The sequence below is a fragment of the Tardiphaga sp. vice154 genome (assembly GCF_007018645.1).
GTDB lineage: Bacteria > Pseudomonadota > Alphaproteobacteria > Rhizobiales > Xanthobacteraceae > Tardiphaga.
Genome location: NZ_CP041399.1, coordinates 2,924,172 through 2,943,073 on the forward strand (window position 1 = coordinate 2,924,172; position 18,902 = coordinate 2,943,073).

13 protein-coding genes are annotated in these 18,902 nt (G+C 63.9%); 11 read left to right on the forward strand and 2 right to left on the reverse strand.

Translation table 11 applies throughout. The annotated features are described in order from the left end of the window. The first annotated feature begins 81 nt into the window (after positions 1-81). The 6 genes from FIU28_RS13665 to FIU28_RS13690 all read left to right on the forward strand — a co-directional run bounded on the left by FIU28_RS13665 (position 82) and on the right by FIU28_RS13690 (position 6,464). Positions 82-1,296 (forward strand): pyridoxal phosphate-dependent aminotransferase, encoded by a 1,215-nt coding sequence (locus tag FIU28_RS13665; RefSeq protein WP_143573725.1) that lies wholly within the window; start codon positions 82-84, stop codon positions 1,294-1,296. After that, a complete protein-coding gene (locus FIU28_RS13670; protein ID WP_143576178.1) occupies positions 1,296-1,901 on the forward strand; it encodes a biotin transporter BioY in 606 nt (201 codons plus the stop codon). Before FIU28_RS13665 ends, FIU28_RS13670 begins: the two co-directional genes overlap by 1 nt. Before the next feature lie 127 nt (positions 1,902-2,028). Next, positions 2,029-3,366 carry a dicarboxylate/amino acid:cation symporter gene (locus FIU28_RS13675; protein WP_143573727.1) on the forward strand — a complete coding sequence of 446 codons (1,338 nt, stop codon included), beginning with the start codon at positions 2,029-2,031 and terminating at the stop codon, positions 3,364-3,366. Positions 3,367-3,495: 129 nt separating this feature from the next. After that, positions 3,496-3,711, forward strand: a complete 216-nt coding sequence (locus tag FIU28_RS13680; RefSeq protein WP_143573729.1) for a hypothetical protein — start codon at positions 3,496-3,498, stop codon at positions 3,709-3,711. Positions 3,712-3,802: 91 nt separating this feature from the next. Beyond that, positions 3,803-5,737 (forward strand): oleate hydratase, encoded by a 1,935-nt coding sequence (locus FIU28_RS13685; RefSeq protein WP_210247764.1) that lies wholly within the window; start codon positions 3,803-3,805, stop codon positions 5,735-5,737. 127 nt (positions 5,738-5,864) lie between these two features. Beyond that, entirely contained in the window at positions 5,865-6,464 is a 600-nt protein-coding gene (locus FIU28_RS13690) for a TetR/AcrR family transcriptional regulator (RefSeq protein ID WP_246660672.1), read from the forward strand. Between the two features lie 63 nt (positions 6,465-6,527). Here the strand turns inward: FIU28_RS13690 and FIU28_RS13695 are convergent, their stop codons facing one another. Then, a complete protein-coding gene (locus FIU28_RS13695) occupies positions 6,528-9,827 on the reverse strand; it encodes an Rne/Rng family ribonuclease (RefSeq protein ID WP_143573733.1) in 3,300 nt (1,099 codons plus the stop codon). Positions 9,828-10,552: 725 nt separating this feature from the next. On the opposite strand from FIU28_RS13695, the gene FIU28_RS13700 reads away from it, so the two are divergent. From FIU28_RS13700 to FIU28_RS27255, 5 genes are all read left to right on the forward strand, one after another. After that, a complete protein-coding gene (locus tag FIU28_RS13700; protein ID WP_143573735.1) occupies positions 10,553-11,800 on the forward strand; it encodes an N-acetylmuramoyl-L-alanine amidase in 1,248 nt (415 codons plus the stop codon). A gap of 194 nt (positions 11,801-11,994) precedes the next feature. Further along, positions 11,995-14,484 carry a penicillin-binding protein 1A gene (locus FIU28_RS13705; RefSeq protein WP_143573737.1) on the forward strand — a complete coding sequence of 830 codons (2,490 nt, stop codon included), beginning with the start codon at positions 11,995-11,997 and terminating at the stop codon, positions 14,482-14,484. Between the two features lie 443 nt (positions 14,485-14,927). After that, positions 14,928-16,199, forward strand: coding sequence for a hypothetical protein (locus FIU28_RS13710; protein ID WP_143573739.1), 1,272 nt, complete (start codon positions 14,928-14,930; stop codon positions 16,197-16,199). A gap of 114 nt (positions 16,200-16,313) precedes the next feature. Continuing rightward, positions 16,314-17,451 (forward strand): peptide chain release factor 2 gene (gene prfB / locus FIU28_RS13715; protein WP_143573740.1). Its coding sequence is split into 2 segments (ribosomal slippage): positions 16,314-16,382 and positions 16,384-17,451, totalling 1,137 coding nucleotides; the frame shifts between segments, so codons are not numbered across the junction. A 192-nt stretch (positions 17,452-17,643) separates the two neighbouring features. After that, positions 17,644-18,042, forward strand: a complete 399-nt coding sequence (locus FIU28_RS27255) for a hypothetical protein (protein ID WP_302466839.1) — start codon at positions 17,644-17,646, stop codon at positions 18,040-18,042. 74 nt (positions 18,043-18,116) lie between these two features. Here the strand turns inward: FIU28_RS27255 and FIU28_RS13725 are convergent, their stop codons facing one another. Further along, complete coding sequence (locus FIU28_RS13725) at positions 18,117-18,791, reverse strand: helix-turn-helix domain-containing protein (RefSeq protein ID WP_210245398.1); 675 nt, start codon at positions 18,789-18,791, stop codon at positions 18,117-18,119. Positions 18,792-18,902: the final 111 nt, after the last annotated feature.

Genomic DNA, 18,902 nt, shown 5'->3' on the forward strand with positions numbered 1-18,902 from the left:
GGCCCAACAAGCCCGATATTGCGGCAGGAGCGCGGCACAGCCGCACCGGGTCACGCAGCGCCGCGGAGATAGCAGATTCTGATGTCCAATACGATTCCGGGAACTGGCTCGATCGCTCGCGCGCGGTCGCTGTTGACACCTTCGGCCCGCAGCGACGTGCCGCCGTTCATGGTGATGGATGTGATGGCGGCTGCGGCGCGGATCGAGGCCGCGGGTGGCCACGTCATCCACATGGAAGTCGGCCAGCCCGCCGCGCCGGCGCCGCAGGTGGCGATCGAAGCCGCCCAGGCGGCGCTGGTGCAGCGCCGGATCGAATACACCTCAGCGCTGGGCACACCGTCGCTGCGGGCGCGAATCGCCCGGCATTACCGCGACGTCTATGGCTGCGCGGTCGATCCGGAGCGGATCGTGGTGACGACCGGCTCGTCCGGCGCGTTCATCCTGGCGTTCCTGGCGCTGTTCGAACCCGGCGACCGCGTCGCCGTCACGGTGCCTGGCTATCCGCCGTACCGCCATATCCTGAAGGCGCTGGGTTGCGAGCCCGTGCTGATCGAAACCCATGCCGACACCCGCCATGCGCTGACCGGCGAGGCGCTGCTCGAGGCGCATCGCAAGACACCGCTGAAGGGCGTGCTGGTCGCCAGCCCCGCCAATCCCACGGGAACGATGATGTCGAAGGAGGCGCTGACCGGGCTGATGCAGGCCGCCGATGGCGCCGGCATCCGCTTCATCTCCGACGAGATCTATCATGGTCTCGACTACGCCTTTCCGGCCGTGACTGCCGCGGCGCTGTCCGACGACGCGCTGGTGATCAACTCGTTCTCGAAGTACTTCTGCATGACCGGCTGGCGGGTCGGCTGGATGGTGGTGCCGAAGCCGTTGGTGCGGCCGATCGAACGGCTGCAGCAGAACATGTCGATCTCGGTGCCGACATTGTCGCAGATCGCGGCGGAGGCGGCTTTCGAGGGCCGTGCCGAGATGGAGGCGATCAAGCACGGTTACCAGGACAACCGCGCGATCCTCGCCGCCGGCCTGCCGCAGGCCGGGCTCACCGACTTCCTGCCGGCCGACGGCGCGTTCTATCTCTATTCCGACGTCTCGAAATTCACCTCGGACAGTTTCGATTTCGCAAAGCAGATGCTGGAGCAGACCCACGTCGCCGCGACGCCCGGCAATGATTTCGACCCGATCCATGGCCGGTCCTATGTGCGGTTCTCCTATGCACAGTCCGCGGCCGACATGCACGAGGCGGTAGCGCGGATCGGCAAATGGCTCGGGCAGGGCGGCCCCAAATGATGAACGATAAGAGCAAAGCGCAGGCGCCGATCGTCGCCGTGCTGTGGCCGCCACGCGGCAGCACGCTTGCCGAGGGCATCCGCGCGACGGCGCTGGTCGCGCTCGGCATCGCGCTGCTGGCGCTGTCCGCCAAGACCAACGTGCCGCTGCCGATGGTGCCGATGACGCTACAGACGCTGGTCGTGCTGGTGATCGGGGCCGCCTACGGCTGGCGGCTCGGCGTTGCAACGGTCGTTGGCTATCTCGCGGTCGGTGCGGCCGGCCTGGCGGTATTTGCCGGCCCAACCGGCGGGCTCGCGCCGCTGTTCGGGGCGACGGCAGGGTTCCTGTTCGGCTTCGTGGTGGCTGCCTTCATCAGCGGCTGGCTCGGCGAGCGCGGCTGGGACCGTTCGATTATCCAGATGTTCGTCGCGATGACCATCGGGCACGTCGTGATCCTGGCGATGGGCCTCGTCTGGCTGGCCTATGGCCGCCAGCTCGGGCTGGAGAAGGCCTGGACGGTCGGCGTCGGGCCGTTTCTCGCGGGCGCCGTGGTGAAAACTCTGCTCGGGGCGCTGCTGGTGCCCGGCCTGCGCGTGGTGGCTGATCGCCGCCAAAAGCCGTGACAACGGTATCAATGGCGCTGCGAAGGTATTTCGCTGATTAATTGTTCAACTAAATTCCGCCCGGTGGCTTGCCGAGTACAGGCCGTTCTGTGTATCCACCCCGCAGTTCTACTTCGGAGTGACGACAATGGCGGCAGTGATCGCAACGACGGGCGTGCCAGCGCCCGCAATCAAGCAGCCCTGGTACAAGGTTCTCTATCTCCAGGTGCTGGTCGCGATCGTGCTGGGCGTCATCGTCGGATCGTTCTTTCCGAACTTCGCCACCAACGACTGGATCAAGGCGCTCGGCGACGGCTTCATCAAGCTGATCAAGATGGTGATCGCGCCGATCATCTTCTGCACCGTGGTGTCGGGCATCGCCCACATCCAGGACGCCCGCAAGGTCGGCCGCGTCGGTATCAAGGCGCTGATCTACTTCGAGATCGTGTCGTCCTTCGCGCTGATCCTCGGCATGATCATGGGCAACGTGTTCCAGGTCGGCCACGGCCTGGTCACCAAGGTCGATGGCACCAATGCGGCGGTTGCGAATTACGTCAAGCAGGCGGAAGCGCAGAAGTCGGTCGACTTCGTGCTCAACATCATCCCCGACAGCGTTGTCGGTGCCTTTGCCAAGGGCGACATCCTGCAGGTGCTGCTGTTCGCCATCCTGTTCGGCTTCGCGCTGATGGCGCTCGGCGAGCGCGGCCACACGCTGCGTGACACGATCGACGATGTTTCGCACGCGATCTTCGGCGTCATCGCCATCGTCATGAAGGCGGCGCCGGTCGGCGCGTTCGGCGCGATGGCCTATACGATCGGCAAGTTCGGTCCGGCGGCGCTGACCAATCTGGTCAGCCTGATCGCGCTGTTCTACGGCACGGCGCTGCTGTTCGTGATCGTCGTGCTCGGCCTGATCGCGAGAATGGTCGGCTTCAGCATTTTCAAGTTCATCGCCTACATCAAGGATGAGCTCTTGATCGTGCTCGGCACCAGTTCGTCGGAGAGCGCGCTGCCGCAGCTGATGGCCAAGCTGGAGCGGCTCGGCTGCTCGAAGTCGGTCGTCGGCCTGGTGGTCCCGACCGGCTACTCGTTCAACCTCGACGGCACCAACATCTACATGACGCTGGCGACGCTGTTCATCGCGCAGGCGCTCGGCGTCGATCTGACGTTCGGCCAGCAGCTCACCATCCTGCTGGTGGCGATGCTGACCTCGAAGGGCGCCTCCGGCGTCACCGGCGCCGGCTTCATCACGCTGGCCGCGACGCTCAGCGTCGTCGATCCCCGTCTGGTGCCGGGCATGGCGATCGTGTTCTCGATCGACAAGTTCATGAGCGAAGTGCGTGCGCTGACCAACATCACCGGCAACGGCGTCGCCGCGGTGTTCGTGTCGTGGTGGGAAGGCGAACTCGATCACGACGTGATGCACGCCAACCTCAACAAGACCATCGATCCGTCGGATCTGGAGACGGGCGTGACGACGGGCTGACCGTTCGGCTCTATGGCTGTCAGCACAAAAGCCGCCCGGTTCGCCGGGCGGCTTTTTGCTGACCCATCGCTGTCATTCCGGGGCGCGAACGCGCCAGCGTGAGCGAACCCGGAATCTGGATGTGGGAAGATGAACATGCCGGGATTCCGGGTCGCCATCAGCCGGCTTCGCCGCCTGCTGCATCCCGGAATGACAGTTTGTGATCAGCAAACAGCTGCCTTGTTTGGCCGGGCCGCTTCTTTCATACGAGCAGCGGTGCCCGCGACGGTGTTCTCCGGCGGTTCGATCATGCAACGCATCGCGGTAGAATTGATCGATATCAAACGATATTCGAATATCGTGTGACATCTTGAAGGCCGAATTTCGATATCCGCTGCCGACCAAGGAAATGCACATGACCCACAATATCCCTTGCCCCAACGCGCCGGCTCCCGGCATGCCCCTGATCGAAACCAATGTGGGTGAAGGCTTCTGGCGCAAGGGCCCGAACGAGCCGCTGCCGCCGCCCGATATGATGGGTCCCTACATGCGCGGCCGGGCCGTGCCGACACGGCCGGTCAAAGGACGCAAGGCCTGGATCATCGGCAGCGGCATCGCCGGTCTGTCGGCCGCCTTTTACATGATCCGGGATGGCGGCATGAAGGGCGAGGACATCACGATCCTCGACTCGATGGACATCGCCGGCGGCTCGCTCGATGGCGCCGGCGACGCCGAAACCGGCTACATCGTCCGCGGCGGCCGCGAGATGAACTTCAATTACGATAATTTCTGGGACGTGTTCCAGGATGTGCCGGCGCTGGAATTGGCCGAAGGCTACAGCGTGCTCGACGAATACCGGCTGGTGAACGACAACGACCCGAACTGGTCCAAGGCCCGGTTGATGCACCAGCAGGGAAAAATCCGGGATTTTTCGACGCTGGGCCTCAGCAAGTCGCATCAGTGGGAGCTCATCAAGCTTCTGCTCAAGCGCAAGGAAGAGCTCGACGACGTCACGATCGAGCAATATTTCAGCAAGAGCTTCTTCGAGACCAACTTCTGGTATCTGTGGCGATCGATGTTTGCCTTCGAGAACTGGCAGAGCCTGCTAGAGATGAAGCTCTACATGCATCGCTTCCTCGATGCGCTCGACGGGATGGCCGACATGTCGACCTGCGTTTTCCCGAAGTACAATCAATATGACAGCTTCGTCGTGCCGTTGCTCCGCCTGCTGAAGGACAAGGGCGTCAAGGTGCAGTTCGACACAAGGGCCTATGACCTCGACATGTTGGAACAGCAGGGCCAGCGCACCGTCACCGCGATCCGCTGCAAGGTCGGCGGTAACGACGAGAGCATCGCCATCGGTCCGGACGACATGGTGTTCGCGCTTACGGGATCGATGACCGAGGGCACGGCCTATGGCGACATGGACACGGCCCCGGTTCTGGCCCGCGATGCCAAGCCGGGCGAGGACAGCGACTGGATGCTGTGGAAGAACCTCGCCAGCAAATCGCCGATATTCGGCAAGCCGGAAAAATTCTGCGGCAATGCCGCGGCATCGACGTGGGAATCGGCGACGCTGACCTGCAAGCCCTCACCGCTGGTAGACAGGCTGAAGGAATTGTCGGTCAACGATCCCTATTCGGGAAAGACCGTGACCGGTGGCGTGATCACCTTTACGGATTCCAACTGGGTGCTGAGCTTCACCTGCAACCGCCAGCCGCACTTCCCGACACAGCCTGACGACGTGCTGGTGCTGTGGGTCTATGCGCTGCTGATGGACAAGGATGGCAACTACGTCAAGAAGCCGATGCCGGCCTGCAACGGCCGCGAGATCCTGGCTGAGCTTTGCTACCATCTCGGCATCGTCGACCAGCTTGACGCCGTCGTCGCCAACACCAAGGTCCGCATCGCGCTGATGCCGTTCATTACAGCGCAGTTCATGCCGCGCGCGGCAGGCGATCGCCCCCGCGTCGTGCCTGCGGGCTGCACCAACCTCGCCTTGATGGGGCAGTTCGTGGAAACCAGCAACGACATCATCTTCACGATGGAATGTTCGGTGCGAACGGCGCGGATCGGCGTCTACACGCTGCTGGGGCTGCCCAGGCAGGTCGCCGATATCAGTCCGACGCAATATGATATCCGCAATCTGATGAAGGCAGCCCGCGTGCTCAACAATAACGAGCCGTTCATGGGCGAACGGCTGCTGCATCGCCTGCTCGATAAGACCTATTTCGCCCATATCCTCCCGCCATTGCCGGAGCGAGACGGAGAGCTCGGCGAGCGTGTGGAAGCCGAGATGGCGACGCTTCTGGGCAAAGGAAGTCATGCGCTCGCAGCGGTGTTCGGCTGGTTCGACCAGCTGCGCGACGGGCCGCGGAGCAAGTCCAAATAGCGAAGGGCCTGCAAAAAGGTTCGGTAGTAGAAAAGCGTCGGACGGGGGAAGCGGAGCGCGCCGCTTCCCCTTCACGGTACACACGATCGAGATCGGGAAAATGCGGAAGACGAGAGAGCAAAGCCGATTGGAGACGCGTCAGCGCCTGCTCGCATCGGCGCGCGCCGCGATCGTGCGCGATGGCGTGGGGGCGTTGTCGTTGCGCGGACTATGCGAGGAGGCCGGTTTTTCGCAGGGCGCCTTCTACTCGAACTTCGCCGGCCGCGACGATCTGTTGATTGCGCTGATGGAGAGCCACATTCATGGCGAGGTGGAAGTGCTTCGCGGCCTTGTTGAGGTTACCCGCACCCACTCGCTGGACGATTTTCTCGCGGCGCTTGCCGTGCATCTGGCTGATCTCGCAGAGCAGACCAGATGGTCGCTGCTGGCCATTGAACTGCAGCTTCATGCCCGGCGCGACCCCGGTTTCGCAGAAGCCTATGATGACGCCAACACCGGCTATTTCGCCGAGTTCGCGTCGCTGGTCGATGACATCGTCCGGCGTCACGACCTGGCGCCGGCCTTGCCGCCGTTGCAGATCACCATGGGGCTCTATGCGCTGTGGTCAGGTCTTGCCGTGCAAGGCGTGGTGGCCGGAGCCCCGCCGCGCGATAAAATCTTTCTCGCTTTTCTTCGCGCCGTCATTGGTGGATGGCCATCGGCGCGAGAGCACGGACGCATCGTTTAACCCGGTCAGCAAAAAGCCGCCCGGTTTGGCCGGGCGGCTTTTTATTGTTCGTTTGGGTCGAGTCTACTCGCCGTTGCCGAATGCGCGGGACCACCATCCGGCCTTGCGGGGCGCGGTGTCGGTACCGGCGTCCGGCTTGGCGGGCTCCGGCGCTGGGACGGGCGCTGGCGCTGCGACAGGCTCAGGTGCCGCAGCGACCGGTTCAGGCGCCGCAGCGACCGGGGCGGCGACGGGCGCAGCGGAGGAGCCGAAGCTGACCTTCTCGCGGACCGTCGAACGGCGGCGGGCGGCAGCCTTGTCGTCGTCCTGCGCAACGGCTTCCGGGGCCGGCTCCGGCTCCGGCGTAGCGACGGGCTGCGGCGGGGCGGTCGCGGGTTCGGCATCGAACGACGCCGGCTGCGCCGGCTCGGCCTGTCCGGCGATCGCTTCCGTCAGCGTCGAGTCATGCGGCCGCAGCGAGCTGCCGTCGTGCGGCACCGGACCGCCTTCGAGGTCGGCGACCGCCTCAGAGGCTTCGGAAGCCTGCAGCGGACCGAGTTCGTCGGCGATCGAGCCGACGACACCGTCTTCCGGACCGCCACGCCGGCGACGACCACCGCGACGGCCGCGGCGGCGCGGACGGCGCTCGCCATCGACCGGCTCGGCACGGGCTTCGCCGGGCACGTCCTCGGATTCCTCGTCGTCGCCTTCGGCGTCGTCACCGACGGCCTCCACGAGACCTTCGCTGGCGAAGGCGGCGGCTTCATTCACGTCACGCTCGGCCACCGGCCCGCCTTCGCGGGTCTCGCCGGCACGGCCACGACGACGCCGGCGGCGCTTGCGCTTGCGGCCATCGGCATCGGTGTCGCTGCCGGCGCTCTCGGCGGCGTTGTCGTCGTCGGCCGACCCATCGGCCGGACCATCGACCAGACCTTCGGTCTCCTCGGTCTCGATTTCGGCTTCGACCTCGAACAGGTCTTCATCGTCGAACGGCTCTTCTTCCAGCGGTGGCGGGAAGGCGGCGACCTGGGCGGCAAGGATGCCCTTGGCGGCTTCCAGCGTATGCACCTGGTCGCCGCGGTCGATCACGAAGGACTGCTGACCGGTGATGCTGGCGTCGGCGATCACGGCGAGCGTGACCTTGAAGGAGCTTTCGAGATCCCGCAGATGGCCGCGCTTGTGATTGAGCACATAGAGCGCGACGTCGGTGCGGGTGCGAACCACCAGGTTATGGGTGGCACCCTTCATCAGGATCTCTTCCATGCCGCGCAGCAGCTGCAGCGCAACGGAGGAGACCGAACGGACGTGGCCGCTGCCGCCGCAATGCGTGCAGACCTCGGTGGAGCTTTCCAGCACGCTGGCGCGGATGCGCTGGCGCGACATTTCGAGCAGGCCGAAATGCGAGATGCGTCCGACCTGGATGCGTGCGCGATCCTGCCGCAGGCAGTCGCTCATCTTGCGCTCGACGGAGCGGTTGTTGCGCTTCTCATCCATGTCGATGAAGTCGATGACGATCAGGCCGGCGAGATCGCGCAACCGGAGCTGACGCGCAACTTCTTCCGCGGCTTCAAGATTGGTCTTGAGCGCGGTGTCCTCGATGTGATGCTCCTTGGTGGAGCGGCCGGAGTTGACGTCGATCGAGACCAGCGCTTCGGTCTGGTTGATGACGATGTAGCCGCCGGACTTCAGCTGCACGGTCGGCGAGAACATTGCGTCCAACTGGCTCTCGACACCCATCCGCGAGAACAGCGGCTGGCCGTCGCGATACAGCTTCACCGCGCGAACGTTCGACGGCATCAGCATGTGCATGAAGTCGCGGGCTTCCTGATAGCCAGCTTCGCCGGCGACCTGGATCTCGTCGATTTCCTTGTTGTAGAGGTCGCGCAGCGAACGCTTGATCAGCGAGCCTTCCTCGTAGACGAGGGTGGGCGCCTGCGACTTCAGCGTCATGTCGCGGACGGTTTCCCACATCCGGATCAGATATTCGAAGTCGCGCTTGATTTCCGGCTTGGTGCGGGAGGCGCCTGCGGTGCGCAGGATGATCCCCATGCCTTCCGGCACGTCGAGGTCGGAGACCACTTCCTTGAGGCGGGAGCGATCCTGCGCCGAGGTGATCTTGCGCGAGATGCCGCCACCGCGCGCGGTGTTCGGCATCAAGACGGCATAGCGGCCGGCCAGCGACAGGTAGGTGGTCAGCGCGGCGCCCTTGTTGCCGCGCTCTTCCTTGACGACCTGCACCAGCATCACCTGGCGGCGCTTGATGACTTCCTGGATCTTGTACTGGCGGCGCGGCCGGAAGGCGCGCTCGGGCACTTCTTCCAGAACGTCGTCGCCGCCGACGGATTCGACCTGATCCTCTTCGGCTTCTTCTTCCTCGTCTTCCTCGTCGTCATGCTCGTCGGCTTCTACGGCCGCGTGCTCGTCGTGGTGCACGGCGTCGTCGGCATGCGCCAGGTTCTGCGCGGCGGCGTAGGCGGCGTCATGATGGTCTTCATGGGCGTGGTCGTCGTGACCGTGATCATGCGCTTCGGTCGCAACGGCAGCCACCGGTTCGGCCAGTTCGGCGGCCGTTTCCGGCGCGGCGGTTTCGGCCACCGGCTGGTCCGGGTGGATTTCGGAAGCGGGGGTCTCGGAAGCGGGGGTCTCGGACGTCACGGCTTCAACGGCCGGCGTCGCGGCAGCGGGCGCCTCGGCGATCGAAGTCTCGGACACAGGAACCTCGGCGACGGGTGCCTCGGCATCGATCGGCGCAGCGTGGCTCTCGTGATGGTGGTCGCCGAAGGCTTCGCCGGTTACAGCGGGCTCGCCGTGGGAATGGTCACCCTCGGCATGGTCATGGGCGTGGCTGTGCGGCTGACCGTCGTGGTCATGCTCGTGATGCTCGCCGGCATGGTGGCCTTCGTCATGGGCATGAACGTGTTCGCCGGCGGGCGCGTCGAAAGCGGGATCGCGCGGCTGCTCGGCCTGTGACGGATCCTGCGCGACGACGTCGCTCTGCACGCGCTCGCCGCCGCTGCGGCGGCGCGAGTTGCGATGACGCGGGCGCTTGCTGCCGCGGCTGGAACGGTTGTCGGTCTCTTCTTCGGCCTCGCGATGGGCGCGTTCGTCGGCCTCGATCAGCGCCAGACGGTCGGCGACCGGGATCTGGTAGTAATCGGGGTGGATTTCGCTGAAGGCGAGGAAGCCGTGGCGGTTGCCGCCATATTCGATGAAAGCGGCCTGCAGCGAGGGCTCTACGCGGGTGACTTTGGCAAGGTAGATGTTGCCGCGAAGCTGCTTGCGCTGCGCGGTCTCGAAATCAAATTCCTCGACGCGATTGCCGCGGATCACGACGACCCGGGTCTCTTCCGCGTGGGTGGCATCGATCAACATTTTGTTGGGCATTTGGGGGCTCATGGCGGCGGAGGGCGCGCGTGGCGGCAAGCGCGAAGGGCGCAGCCGGGTGACGCAACGGTCCACCTGATTCGGGGGTGAAAGGAAGGCCGAAACGCAACCCGGGGCGCCGTGCCGATCGCAGACCCAGTGCAGGGCGACGCGCGAAGCTGAGGCTTCGCATCGGCGCAGGTCCCGTATAGGTCTTCGTCGGCATCACAGTCTGGCGCATCAAGCGTCGGCCCGTCTAAATCTCGGCGGCAATGGCGCCGCCTTTATTGCTGGCGTCCGGCGAAAGAGGTCGCCGGCTCTCGCCTATCCCGCGCGTAAAAGCGGGATAATCGGTCGTGACGTGTCTCAAAGCCGCCCCTGAACAAGATGGCCGGGGAACGGACGCCGCTCGGGCTAGAACCGCCCCTCTGATCAGCCGCGCGCTGCGCTGGCTGGTGAAGGGAGATCGGAAAAACGCTGGTTCCGCCAGATATTTACCTGAGGAAACCGGCGCTGCACCGGGAGGCTGAAACGACACAATCGGGAGTTAAACCGTCAGCCCTTCGGTCATACGTCGATTGGCGGCCCCATGCAAGGGAAGCGTCACAGCGCTGCAACACTCCCGACTAATCGGCGCGACCCGGTTAAGCTTCGATTAACCCTGCGGTTCTATTGCGTTAAACGGGGCTGTAACGGAGGCACTGGATTCGTTGTCGGGCCGCGCAAACCAACTCATCGGGCTTTGGATGGCGCTTTCGGGCGTCGTGATCGGCTGCGGGTGGCCGGCGCCCGGCCGTGCCCAGGCTGAGTCGGCGCCCGCTGGGAATGTCAGCCCGTTTCCGGTCGCCTCCGACGTGCGGATCGCCGGCGACGACAAGCAGACCCGCTTTATCCTCGATCTTGACAAGAAGATCCCGCTGCGTGCCTTCGCGCTGGCCGATCCGTACCGGGTGGTGGTCGATATCCCCCAGGTCTCGTTCCAGCTCGAAGCTGGCGGCGGCACCGTCGCGCGCGGGCTGATCAAGGCGTTTCGCTACGGGCTGGTGATGCCCGGCGGTTCGCGGATCGTGTTTGACCTCTCCGGTCCGGCCAAAATCAAGAGCGCCTATGCGCTGGATCCGGCCAACGGCCAGCCGGCCCGGCTGGTGATCGACCTCGAGGCGGTCGATCGCGCCGCGTTCAGCCAGGAACTGGCCGTCGAGAGCAACGCCGAACTGCGGCCGGCGATCGAGGTCACCGGCTCGGCGCCTGCCGGCACCGCAGCTTCTGCCAACGATCCCCGCCCGGTGGTGGTGCTGGATCCTGGCCATGGCGGTATCGACAACGGCACCCAATCCGGCGGCGAGAGCGAAAAGGGCCTGGTGCTCAGCTTTGGCCTGGCGCTGCGCGACCGGCTGGAAAAGGCCGGCAAGTACCGCGTGGTGATGACCCGCAGCGACGATACCTTCATCGCGCTGAACGACCGCGTGAAGATGGCGCGTGGCCTGTCGGCGGCACTGTTTGTGTCGATTCACGCCGACGCCTTGCCGCGCGGCGAGGGCGAGGCGCATGGCGCCACGGTCTATACGCTGTCCGACAAGGCGTCGGACGCCGAGGCGCAGCGGCTGGCGGATTCGGAAAACAAGGCGGACGCCATCGGCGGCGTCAATCTCACCGAGGAGCCGACCGACGTCGCCGATATCCTGATCGAGCTGACGCAGCGCGAGACCCGGACCTTTTCCAACCGTTTTGCGCGGCTGGTCGCCGCCGAAATGAAGACCACGGCGCGGATGCACAAGCATCCGCTGAAATCGGCCGGCTTCCGGGTGCTGAAGGCGCCGGACGTGCCCTCGGTGCTGATCGAACTCGGCTACGTCTCCAACAAGGACGACCTGCAGCAACTGCTGTCGGAAAACTGGCGCTCCCGGACGGTGGGCGCGGTGGCGCAGGCGATCGACGGGTTTTTCACGAAGAAGCTTGTATCGGCAGTGCCGGAAACCCGGCCGGGAAACTGAAAAGACAGGGCTTTCGGCAATGAAAGCCCTAGTTTCGACACAGCGGCAGCTTTATAAAATTTTCACCATGGCCGCCAGAATCGGTCAGATCCCGCTTTGCCTGACCGGCCAATCGCCGGAACAGGATTGTTGCGCGGTAGTGGACGTCGCGTCATTTCAGGCTGCGGCACGTTGATGGAAACGGATCTTCGATAATGCGTCTGCTGGTGCGGTTTTTGGGTTTCCTGTTCGCCGCCGGAACCGTCCTGTTTCTGGTCGGCGTCGCCGCCGCGGCTGGCATGATCTGGCATTATTCCAAGGACCTGCCGGACTATTCGCAGCTGCAGGATTATGAGCCGCCGGTGATGACCCGCGTGCACGCCGCCGACGGCGCGTTGCTCGGGGAATATTCCAAGGAGCGTCGGCTGTACCTGCCGATCCAGGCGGTGCCGAAGCTGGTGATCAACGCCTTCCTGGCGGCCGAAGACAAGAACTTCTACGAGCATGGCGGCATCGATTACACCGGCATGGCGCGCGCCATGGTGCTCTACGCGCAGAATTTCGGCTCCAACAAGCGACCGCAGGGCGCCTCCACCATCACCCAGCAGGTCGCCAAGAACTTCCTGCTGACCAACGAAGTGTCGTTCACCCGCAAGATCCGCGAAGCGCTGCTGGCGATGCGGCTGGAGCGCGCTTATTCGAAGGACAAGATCCTCGAACTGTACCTCAACGAAATCTATCTGGGCCTGGGCGCCTACGGCATTGCCGCGGCCTCATTGGTGTATTTCGACAAGTCGGTGAACGAACTGACCGTGTCGGAAGCGGCCTATCTGGCGGCGCTGCCCAAGGCGCCGTCGTCGCTGCATCCGGTCAAGAACCGCGACCGCGCGCTGGAGCGCCGCAACTACGTGATCGACCGTCTGCTGGAAAACGGCTGGATCAAGCAGGCCGACGCCGAGAAGGCGCGCAAGGACGTGCTGAGCGTGACCAGCCGCACCAATGCCGCGCATATCTTCGCCGGCGAGTATTTTGCCGAGGAGGTCCGCCGCGACATCTTCGAGCGTTACGGCGAGAAGAAGCTGTATGAGGGCGGCCTGTCGGTGCGGACCACGCTGGATCCGAAGCTGCAGGTGATGGCGCGCAAGACGATGGTCAACGGCCTCGTCAATTTCGACGAGGCCCATGGCTGGCGCGGCGCGGCCAACAAGCTCGACATCTCCGGCGACTGGGGCGTCAAGCTGGCCGAGGTCAAGGCGCTCAACGACATCGCGCCCTGGAAGCTCGCGGTCGTGCTCGACGTCAGCGACCAGTCGGCGCGGATCGGCTTCCAGCCCGGTCGTGAACTTGGCGGCGCCGTGCTCAAGGACCGCCAGACCGGCATCCTGACGCTCGACGGCGTGCGCTGGGCCAAGCCCACCACGGGCCCGATCAAGGGCCGCACGCCGACCTCGGTCACGCAGGTCCTGCAGCCCGGCGACATCATCTATGTCGATCCGCTGCTCGCCAAGGACGGCAGCATGGTCGAAGGCCAGTTCCGGCTGCGACAATATCCGGAAGTGTCCGGCGCGATGGTGGCGATGGACCCCTTGACCGGACGCGTGCTGGCGATGGTCGGCGGCTTCTCGTTCGACCAGAGCCAGTTCAACCGCGCCACGCAGGCCTATCGGCAGCCCGGCTCGTCGTTCAAGCCGCTGGTCTATTCGGCGGCGATGGACAATGGCTACACGCCCTCGACCGTGGTGGTCGACGCGCCTCTGGAGATCGACCAGGGGCAGGGCGCCGGGGTCTGGCGCCCGGAGAACTATTCGACCGGCAAGTATTACGGCCCGACCACGCTGCGCAACGCGCTGATGCGCTCGCTCAACACCGTGACCGTGCGGCTGGCGCAGGACGTCGGCATGCCGCTGATCGGCGAATATGCCAAGCGGTTCGGCGTCTATGACGAATTGCCGAACTATCTGTCCTATGCGCTCGGCGCCGGCGAAACCACGGTGATGCGGATGGTCACGGCCTATTCGATGTTCGCCAATGGCGGCAAGCGGGTGAAGTCGACGCTGATCGACCGCATCCAGGACCGCTACGGGCATACCATCTTCAAGCACGACCAGCGCGAATGCCGCGGCTGCGAGGCGCCGGAGGGCTGGAAGAACCAGGCCGAACCGCAACTCGTCGATCGCCGCGAGCAGGTTCTCGACGCCATGACGGCGTACCAGATCACCTCGATGATGGAGGGCGTCGTGCAGGGCGGCACCGCCACCATCATGCGCGATGTCGGCAAGCCGATCGCGGGCAAGACCGGCACCACCAACGACGCCAAGGACGCCTGGTTCATCGGTTTCTCGCCGGACGTCGTGATCGGCCTCTATATCGGCTACGACAAGCCGCGCAGCCTGGGCGCCAAGGCGACCGGCGGCGGCCTCGCCGCCCCGATCGCGCGCGATTTCATGAAGCTGGCGCTGGCCGACAAGCCCGCGGTGCCGTTCCGCGTGCCGGCCGGCATCAAGCTGATCCGCGTCGACGCCAAGAGCGGCATGCGCGCCGGTCCGGAAAGCGGTCGCACCATCCTGGAGGCCTTCAAGCCGGGCACGGCGCCGCCGGACAATTATTCGGTGATCGGCGTCGCCGATGCCGACGGCCGCTCATTGCAGGTGTCGCCGGAAACCGACCGCAGCTTCATGCGGCCGGGTACCGGCGGGCTGTATTGATTGACGTCACGGACCACCGCGTGTTTCATTTAGCTCGTAGTGCGGGGAATGAAGCATGCCAAAGCCCGGTCAGGTTCAGACCCGCGACGAACTGACCGAACACGAGATTTGCTCTGCATCTTACGTTGGAAGTGGCGAGCACAAGGTAACACGCTGGTGGGGGGGATTGCCCCAAGCGTGGCTGGACGCTGGCGGAGTAGCAAGCCGTCCCGGCAGGCAGCAAACAACAATCTGCCGACTTGCAAGCGAAGCTGAACGGAAGCAGGCGACGGAATGGGTATAAGAGGCTCTTGCCAACGGATATTTCAGGTACGGTGACGGCGACAAGACATTTCCGAAGGATATTTGGTATCGGGATGCGACAGGACAGTTTTGGATCGGACGATGCATCAACAGCGTGTCCGGTGAGTATAAGGGCTGGCCTGTTGATGAGGTAGAAAAACGTGAAATATTCGATTGAATGGCTGGATCAGCAAAACAACGCCGTGCCCGAAGAGGCCGCGACTGTGGCTGATGTTCGCTTGTTCCTGAATCAAGTGAACGTTACCGAACACCTCAACGGTCGTGTACCACAAGATCATATTACAATCGCTATGTACGGCCTCGCTTATGGCCTGGCTCGCGATTGGTGGAAGATTTTTGGACTGCGAGAAGGCGACGTTTCCTTAATCAGTTATCGAAGCGGTTATGTCGTTCCCGATATCCGTTTACGTTTTGATGGCGCAGCGTTTGAAATTGCCGCTGAACAGAGGGTTTATGACAATCCCGGCGTCAGATTCTGGGCGGGGCCTGCCGAAGTAATCCCGCGTCAGGAGGCCGAGGCCCACCTTGGTCGGTTCATCGAGGAAATTCTGGATCGCCTTAAAAGTCTCGGTATGTCGGAGTCGGGAGCACATACCAGATGGGCACGCGTAAAGTCTTCTCTCAACAATCCCGCGGAGGCGTTGTTCTGCGAAGCTGCTGGATCGCTGGCGCTTGACCCCTACCAGATCGATGGGCCGACGGCTGATTTTATCGAGGACGCTGAGTCCGTATTCCGGGGGCAGGCGCTTGTTGAATTTGTTGCAGGCTCTGCTGGAGTCCGCCGACCTGACCTGCTGGATTGGGTGAGGCGAATGCTTGCAGACAGGAGTTCGCATTATCGTGTGCCGGATCTTGAGTCCATTGTTCGCGAGGCTGCGGGCACAAGGTTACCTGACCTAACGCCCCAAGCCTGGGCCATCGGTTACAAGCGGGCAAGGCAGGTCCGTCAGGTGTTGAATCTGGATCAGGCTGATCGCTTTTCTTCGTTTAGAGACATAGCCAAGCATCTCGGTGCAGGCCCAAGCTTTAATGTCGCGCCAAAAGCGGAAGGCATTCGAGCTTTGCGAACTCATCACAGTGGGGGTTGTCAAATTCATCTGCGGAACCACGGTGAATCGGACGTGGCGCGCTCGCAACACTTGTTTGCAATGGCGCGTGCGCTCGGCGATGCTGCTTGCTTTCTTGACGATGAACAGGTTGCGCCTATCAACGATCTTCACAATGCCTACCGTCAGGCCGCCGGCCGAGCCTTCGCTGCTGAATTTTTGGCCCCTGTAGACGAAATTCGCTCCATGCAGGCAGACCAGCACGACCTGATGAGCATTGCCGATGAATTCTCCGTCGCGCCTCACGTAATCGAGCGGCAGATCGAAAATTCTGCGCGTATTGCCAAGGCGTGCTCGGAATATTAAATCGCGAAAGCGGCGGACGTTTGCGAAGAGCAGATCTAGCACTGGAGGCTTGCGACGGCGGTTGCATCTGACGAGAGCTGCGGTTAAACGGGCAGCGCAATCACGGACTTTGTCATGCGCCCAGAATTCGAACGCCTCGTTGAAGAGATCAAGCAGTCAGTCGGGCTGCTGAGGAGGCATCTTTGACGTCGATGCATCCACGGCACGCCTCGCAGAGCTGAACAAGCTCGCCGAAGACCCCAATCTCTGGAACGATCCCCAGAAAGCCCAGAAACTGATGCAGGAGCGGACCTCGCTGGAGGATTCGCTGACCGGTATCGGCAAGGTCATGCGTGAACTCGACGATAACGTCGAGATGATCGAGCTCGGCGAGGCCGAGGGCGATGACGGCGTCGTGGTCGAGGCCGAACAGGCGCTGAAGGCGCTGAAGAAGGAAGTCGCGCGCCGCGAGCTGGAAGCGCTGCTCGGCGGCGAGGCCGATCGCTTCGACTCCTATCTCGAAGTCCACGCCGGCGCCGGCGGTACCGAGAGCCAGGACTGGGCGAACATCCTGCTGCGCATGTATACGCGCTGGGCGGAGAAGCACGGCTTCAAGGTCGAATATCTCGAAGAGACCGCCGGCGAAGAAGCCGGCATCAAATCCGCGACCATCCAGATCTCCGGCCACAACGCCTATGGCTGGCTGAAGACCGAGGCCGGCGTGCATCGCCTGGTGCGGATCTCGCCGTTCGATTCCAACGCGCGGCGGCACACCTCGTTTTCGAGCGTGGCGATCTTCCCGGTGGTCGATAACACCATCAAGATCGACATCAACGAATCTGACGTCCGCGTCGACACGATGCGCTCCGGCGGCGCCGGCGGCCAGCACGTCAACAAGACCGAATCCGCGGTGCGTCTGACGCATATCCCGTCGGGCGTCGCGGTGGTCTGTCAGGCCGGCCGATCGCAGCACAAGAACAAGGCGCAGGCCTGGGACATGCTGCGCGCGCGACTCTACGAGATCGAGCTGAAGAAGCGCGAAGCGCAGGCCGCTGCCGACCAGGCCGCCAAGACCGAGATCGGCTGGGGCCACCAGATCCGCTCCTACGTGTTGCAGCCCTACCAGATGGTCAAGGACCTGCGCACCGGCGTGCAGACCTCGGACACCTCCGGCGTGCTCGATGGCGACCTCGACGAGTTCATGGCGGCGACGCTGGCGCAGCGCGCTTTCGGCACCTCGCCGGGCGCCGGCACGATCGACGACGTCGACTAAGCCAGCTTCGAGGCGGTGCGACTGCAGTCGCACCGTTTCAATATTTTGTGCGACTTTCAGGCCCCGGCCTTGGCGGACTACTTCTCCTCCGCCGCATTTTCCTTATGATGACGGTACCGGAACCCGCCGGGGTCTTCCGGCTTGTTTCCGAGAGTCGCAGGAAGCGGCATCATCATTGAAAAGGGGGGCATCGTGAAAATCATTCCCATTCTGGCTATCGGTGCAGCGCTGATGCTGGCCGGCTGCGGTCGCGATCCCGGACCGGCCGGTCCAAAGGGCGAGCAGGGCGCGCAGGGCCCCGCCGGTCCGCAAGGCGCCCAGGGCCTTCAGGGTATTCCCGGCGTTCAGGGGCAGACTGGCGCACAGGGTCCGCAGGGACCGCAGGGTGCACCGGGCGCTGCTGGCGAGAAGGGTGAAAAAGGCGACAAGGGCGAAGCGGCGACGGTCGCCGTTCGCGCCGTACAGGTCGATGGCCCCGCTGCGTGCGATGCGACCGAAACGCTGGTCTCGGTGTTCTGCCCGAGCGGCGGAGCGCCCGACGGCGCGGCCTGCGCCAAGCCGCCCAGCGTCGGCCTGTGCCTGAAGAAATGATTCCGCGGATGGCGCCGGTCGGCTGAGGCCGGCCGCGCGTGGATCGACAGCGGCGCAGGAGCGGCAGGAGTTTCCTACGCTTTTGCGTCGCTGCGGCGGGCATAGCTCGGCGCCGCCGCGATCACCAGATAGTACTCGCAGCGGCGCGTCGTCCGGTTCTCGAACCAGTGCTCGACATCGACCTCGAAATACAGCGAGTCGCCTTCCTCCAGAACGGTCTCGGTATCCCGGGTCCGGACCGTCACGCGGCCATGCGTGGCCAGAACATGCTTGGACGTGCCGGCCGGGTAGGCGGGCAGTTCGCCGGTCGATGTCTTCGGCGGCAGATGGTGCAGCACGACTTCCACCGCCATGCCGGCCATCACCGGCGACAGCAGGAAACGCTCGAAGCCGGTCTTGGCGTCGCGAAACACCTGTCGCTGATCTTTGCGCACGACCGCGAAGGCGCGACGAGGCGCATCGACGTCTCCCAGCAGAGTCGAGAATGACGTATTCAGCGCGAGTGCAATGCGCCGCGCCAGGCCGATCGTCGGGCTCTTCTCGCCGCGCTCGACGCTCGACAGCATCGCGCGGCTCACGCCGGACAGTTTCGAAAAGGCCTCCAGCGTCAGGCCGGCCTGCTCGCGCATGGTGCGGACGCGGTCGCCGAAGTCACGGCTGACGGGGTCTTCGTCGATGACCTTCCGTGCCGCAGGGTTCGCCATGTCGCGTGTCGCTCCGTCGTGATTGCCGTGATCGATCTTAGGCATGGTTTGCCGCGGTGTCACTTCGCCAAACGGTTATAAGACACCGGCGGCCTTGAACAAATCTTCTATCGAAGATATACGTGTCTATAGAAGAACCGGCGACCCGTCGCCGGA

Coding starts and splice junctions, on each gene's coding strand:
- FIU28_RS13665 (WP_143573725.1), top strand. CDS start 82: ATGTCCAATACGATTCCGGGAACTGGCTCGATCGCTCGCGCGCGGTCG.
- FIU28_RS13695 (WP_143573733.1), bottom strand. CDS start 9,827: ATGCCCAACAAAATGTTGATCGATGCCACCCACGCGGAAGAGACCCGG.
- FIU28_RS13705 (WP_143573737.1), top strand. CDS start 11,995: ATGCGTCTGCTGGTGCGGTTTTTGGGTTTCCTGTTCGCCGCCGGAACC.
- FIU28_RS13670 (WP_143576178.1), top strand. CDS start 1,296: ATGAACGATAAGAGCAAAGCGCAGGCGCCGATCGTCGCCGTGCTGTGG.
- FIU28_RS13685 (WP_210247764.1), top strand. CDS start 3,803: ATGCCCCTGATCGAAACCAATGTGGGTGAAGGCTTCTGGCGCAAGGGC.
- FIU28_RS13680 (WP_143573729.1), top strand. CDS start 3,496: ATGAACATGCCGGGATTCCGGGTCGCCATCAGCCGGCTTCGCCGCCTG.
- FIU28_RS13700 (WP_143573735.1), top strand. CDS start 10,553: ATGGCGCTTTCGGGCGTCGTGATCGGCTGCGGGTGGCCGGCGCCCGGC.
- FIU28_RS13725 (WP_210245398.1), bottom strand. CDS start 18,791: ATGCCTAAGATCGATCACGGCAATCACGACGGAGCGACACGCGACATG.
- FIU28_RS13675 (WP_143573727.1), top strand. CDS start 2,029: ATGGCGGCAGTGATCGCAACGACGGGCGTGCCAGCGCCCGCAATCAAG.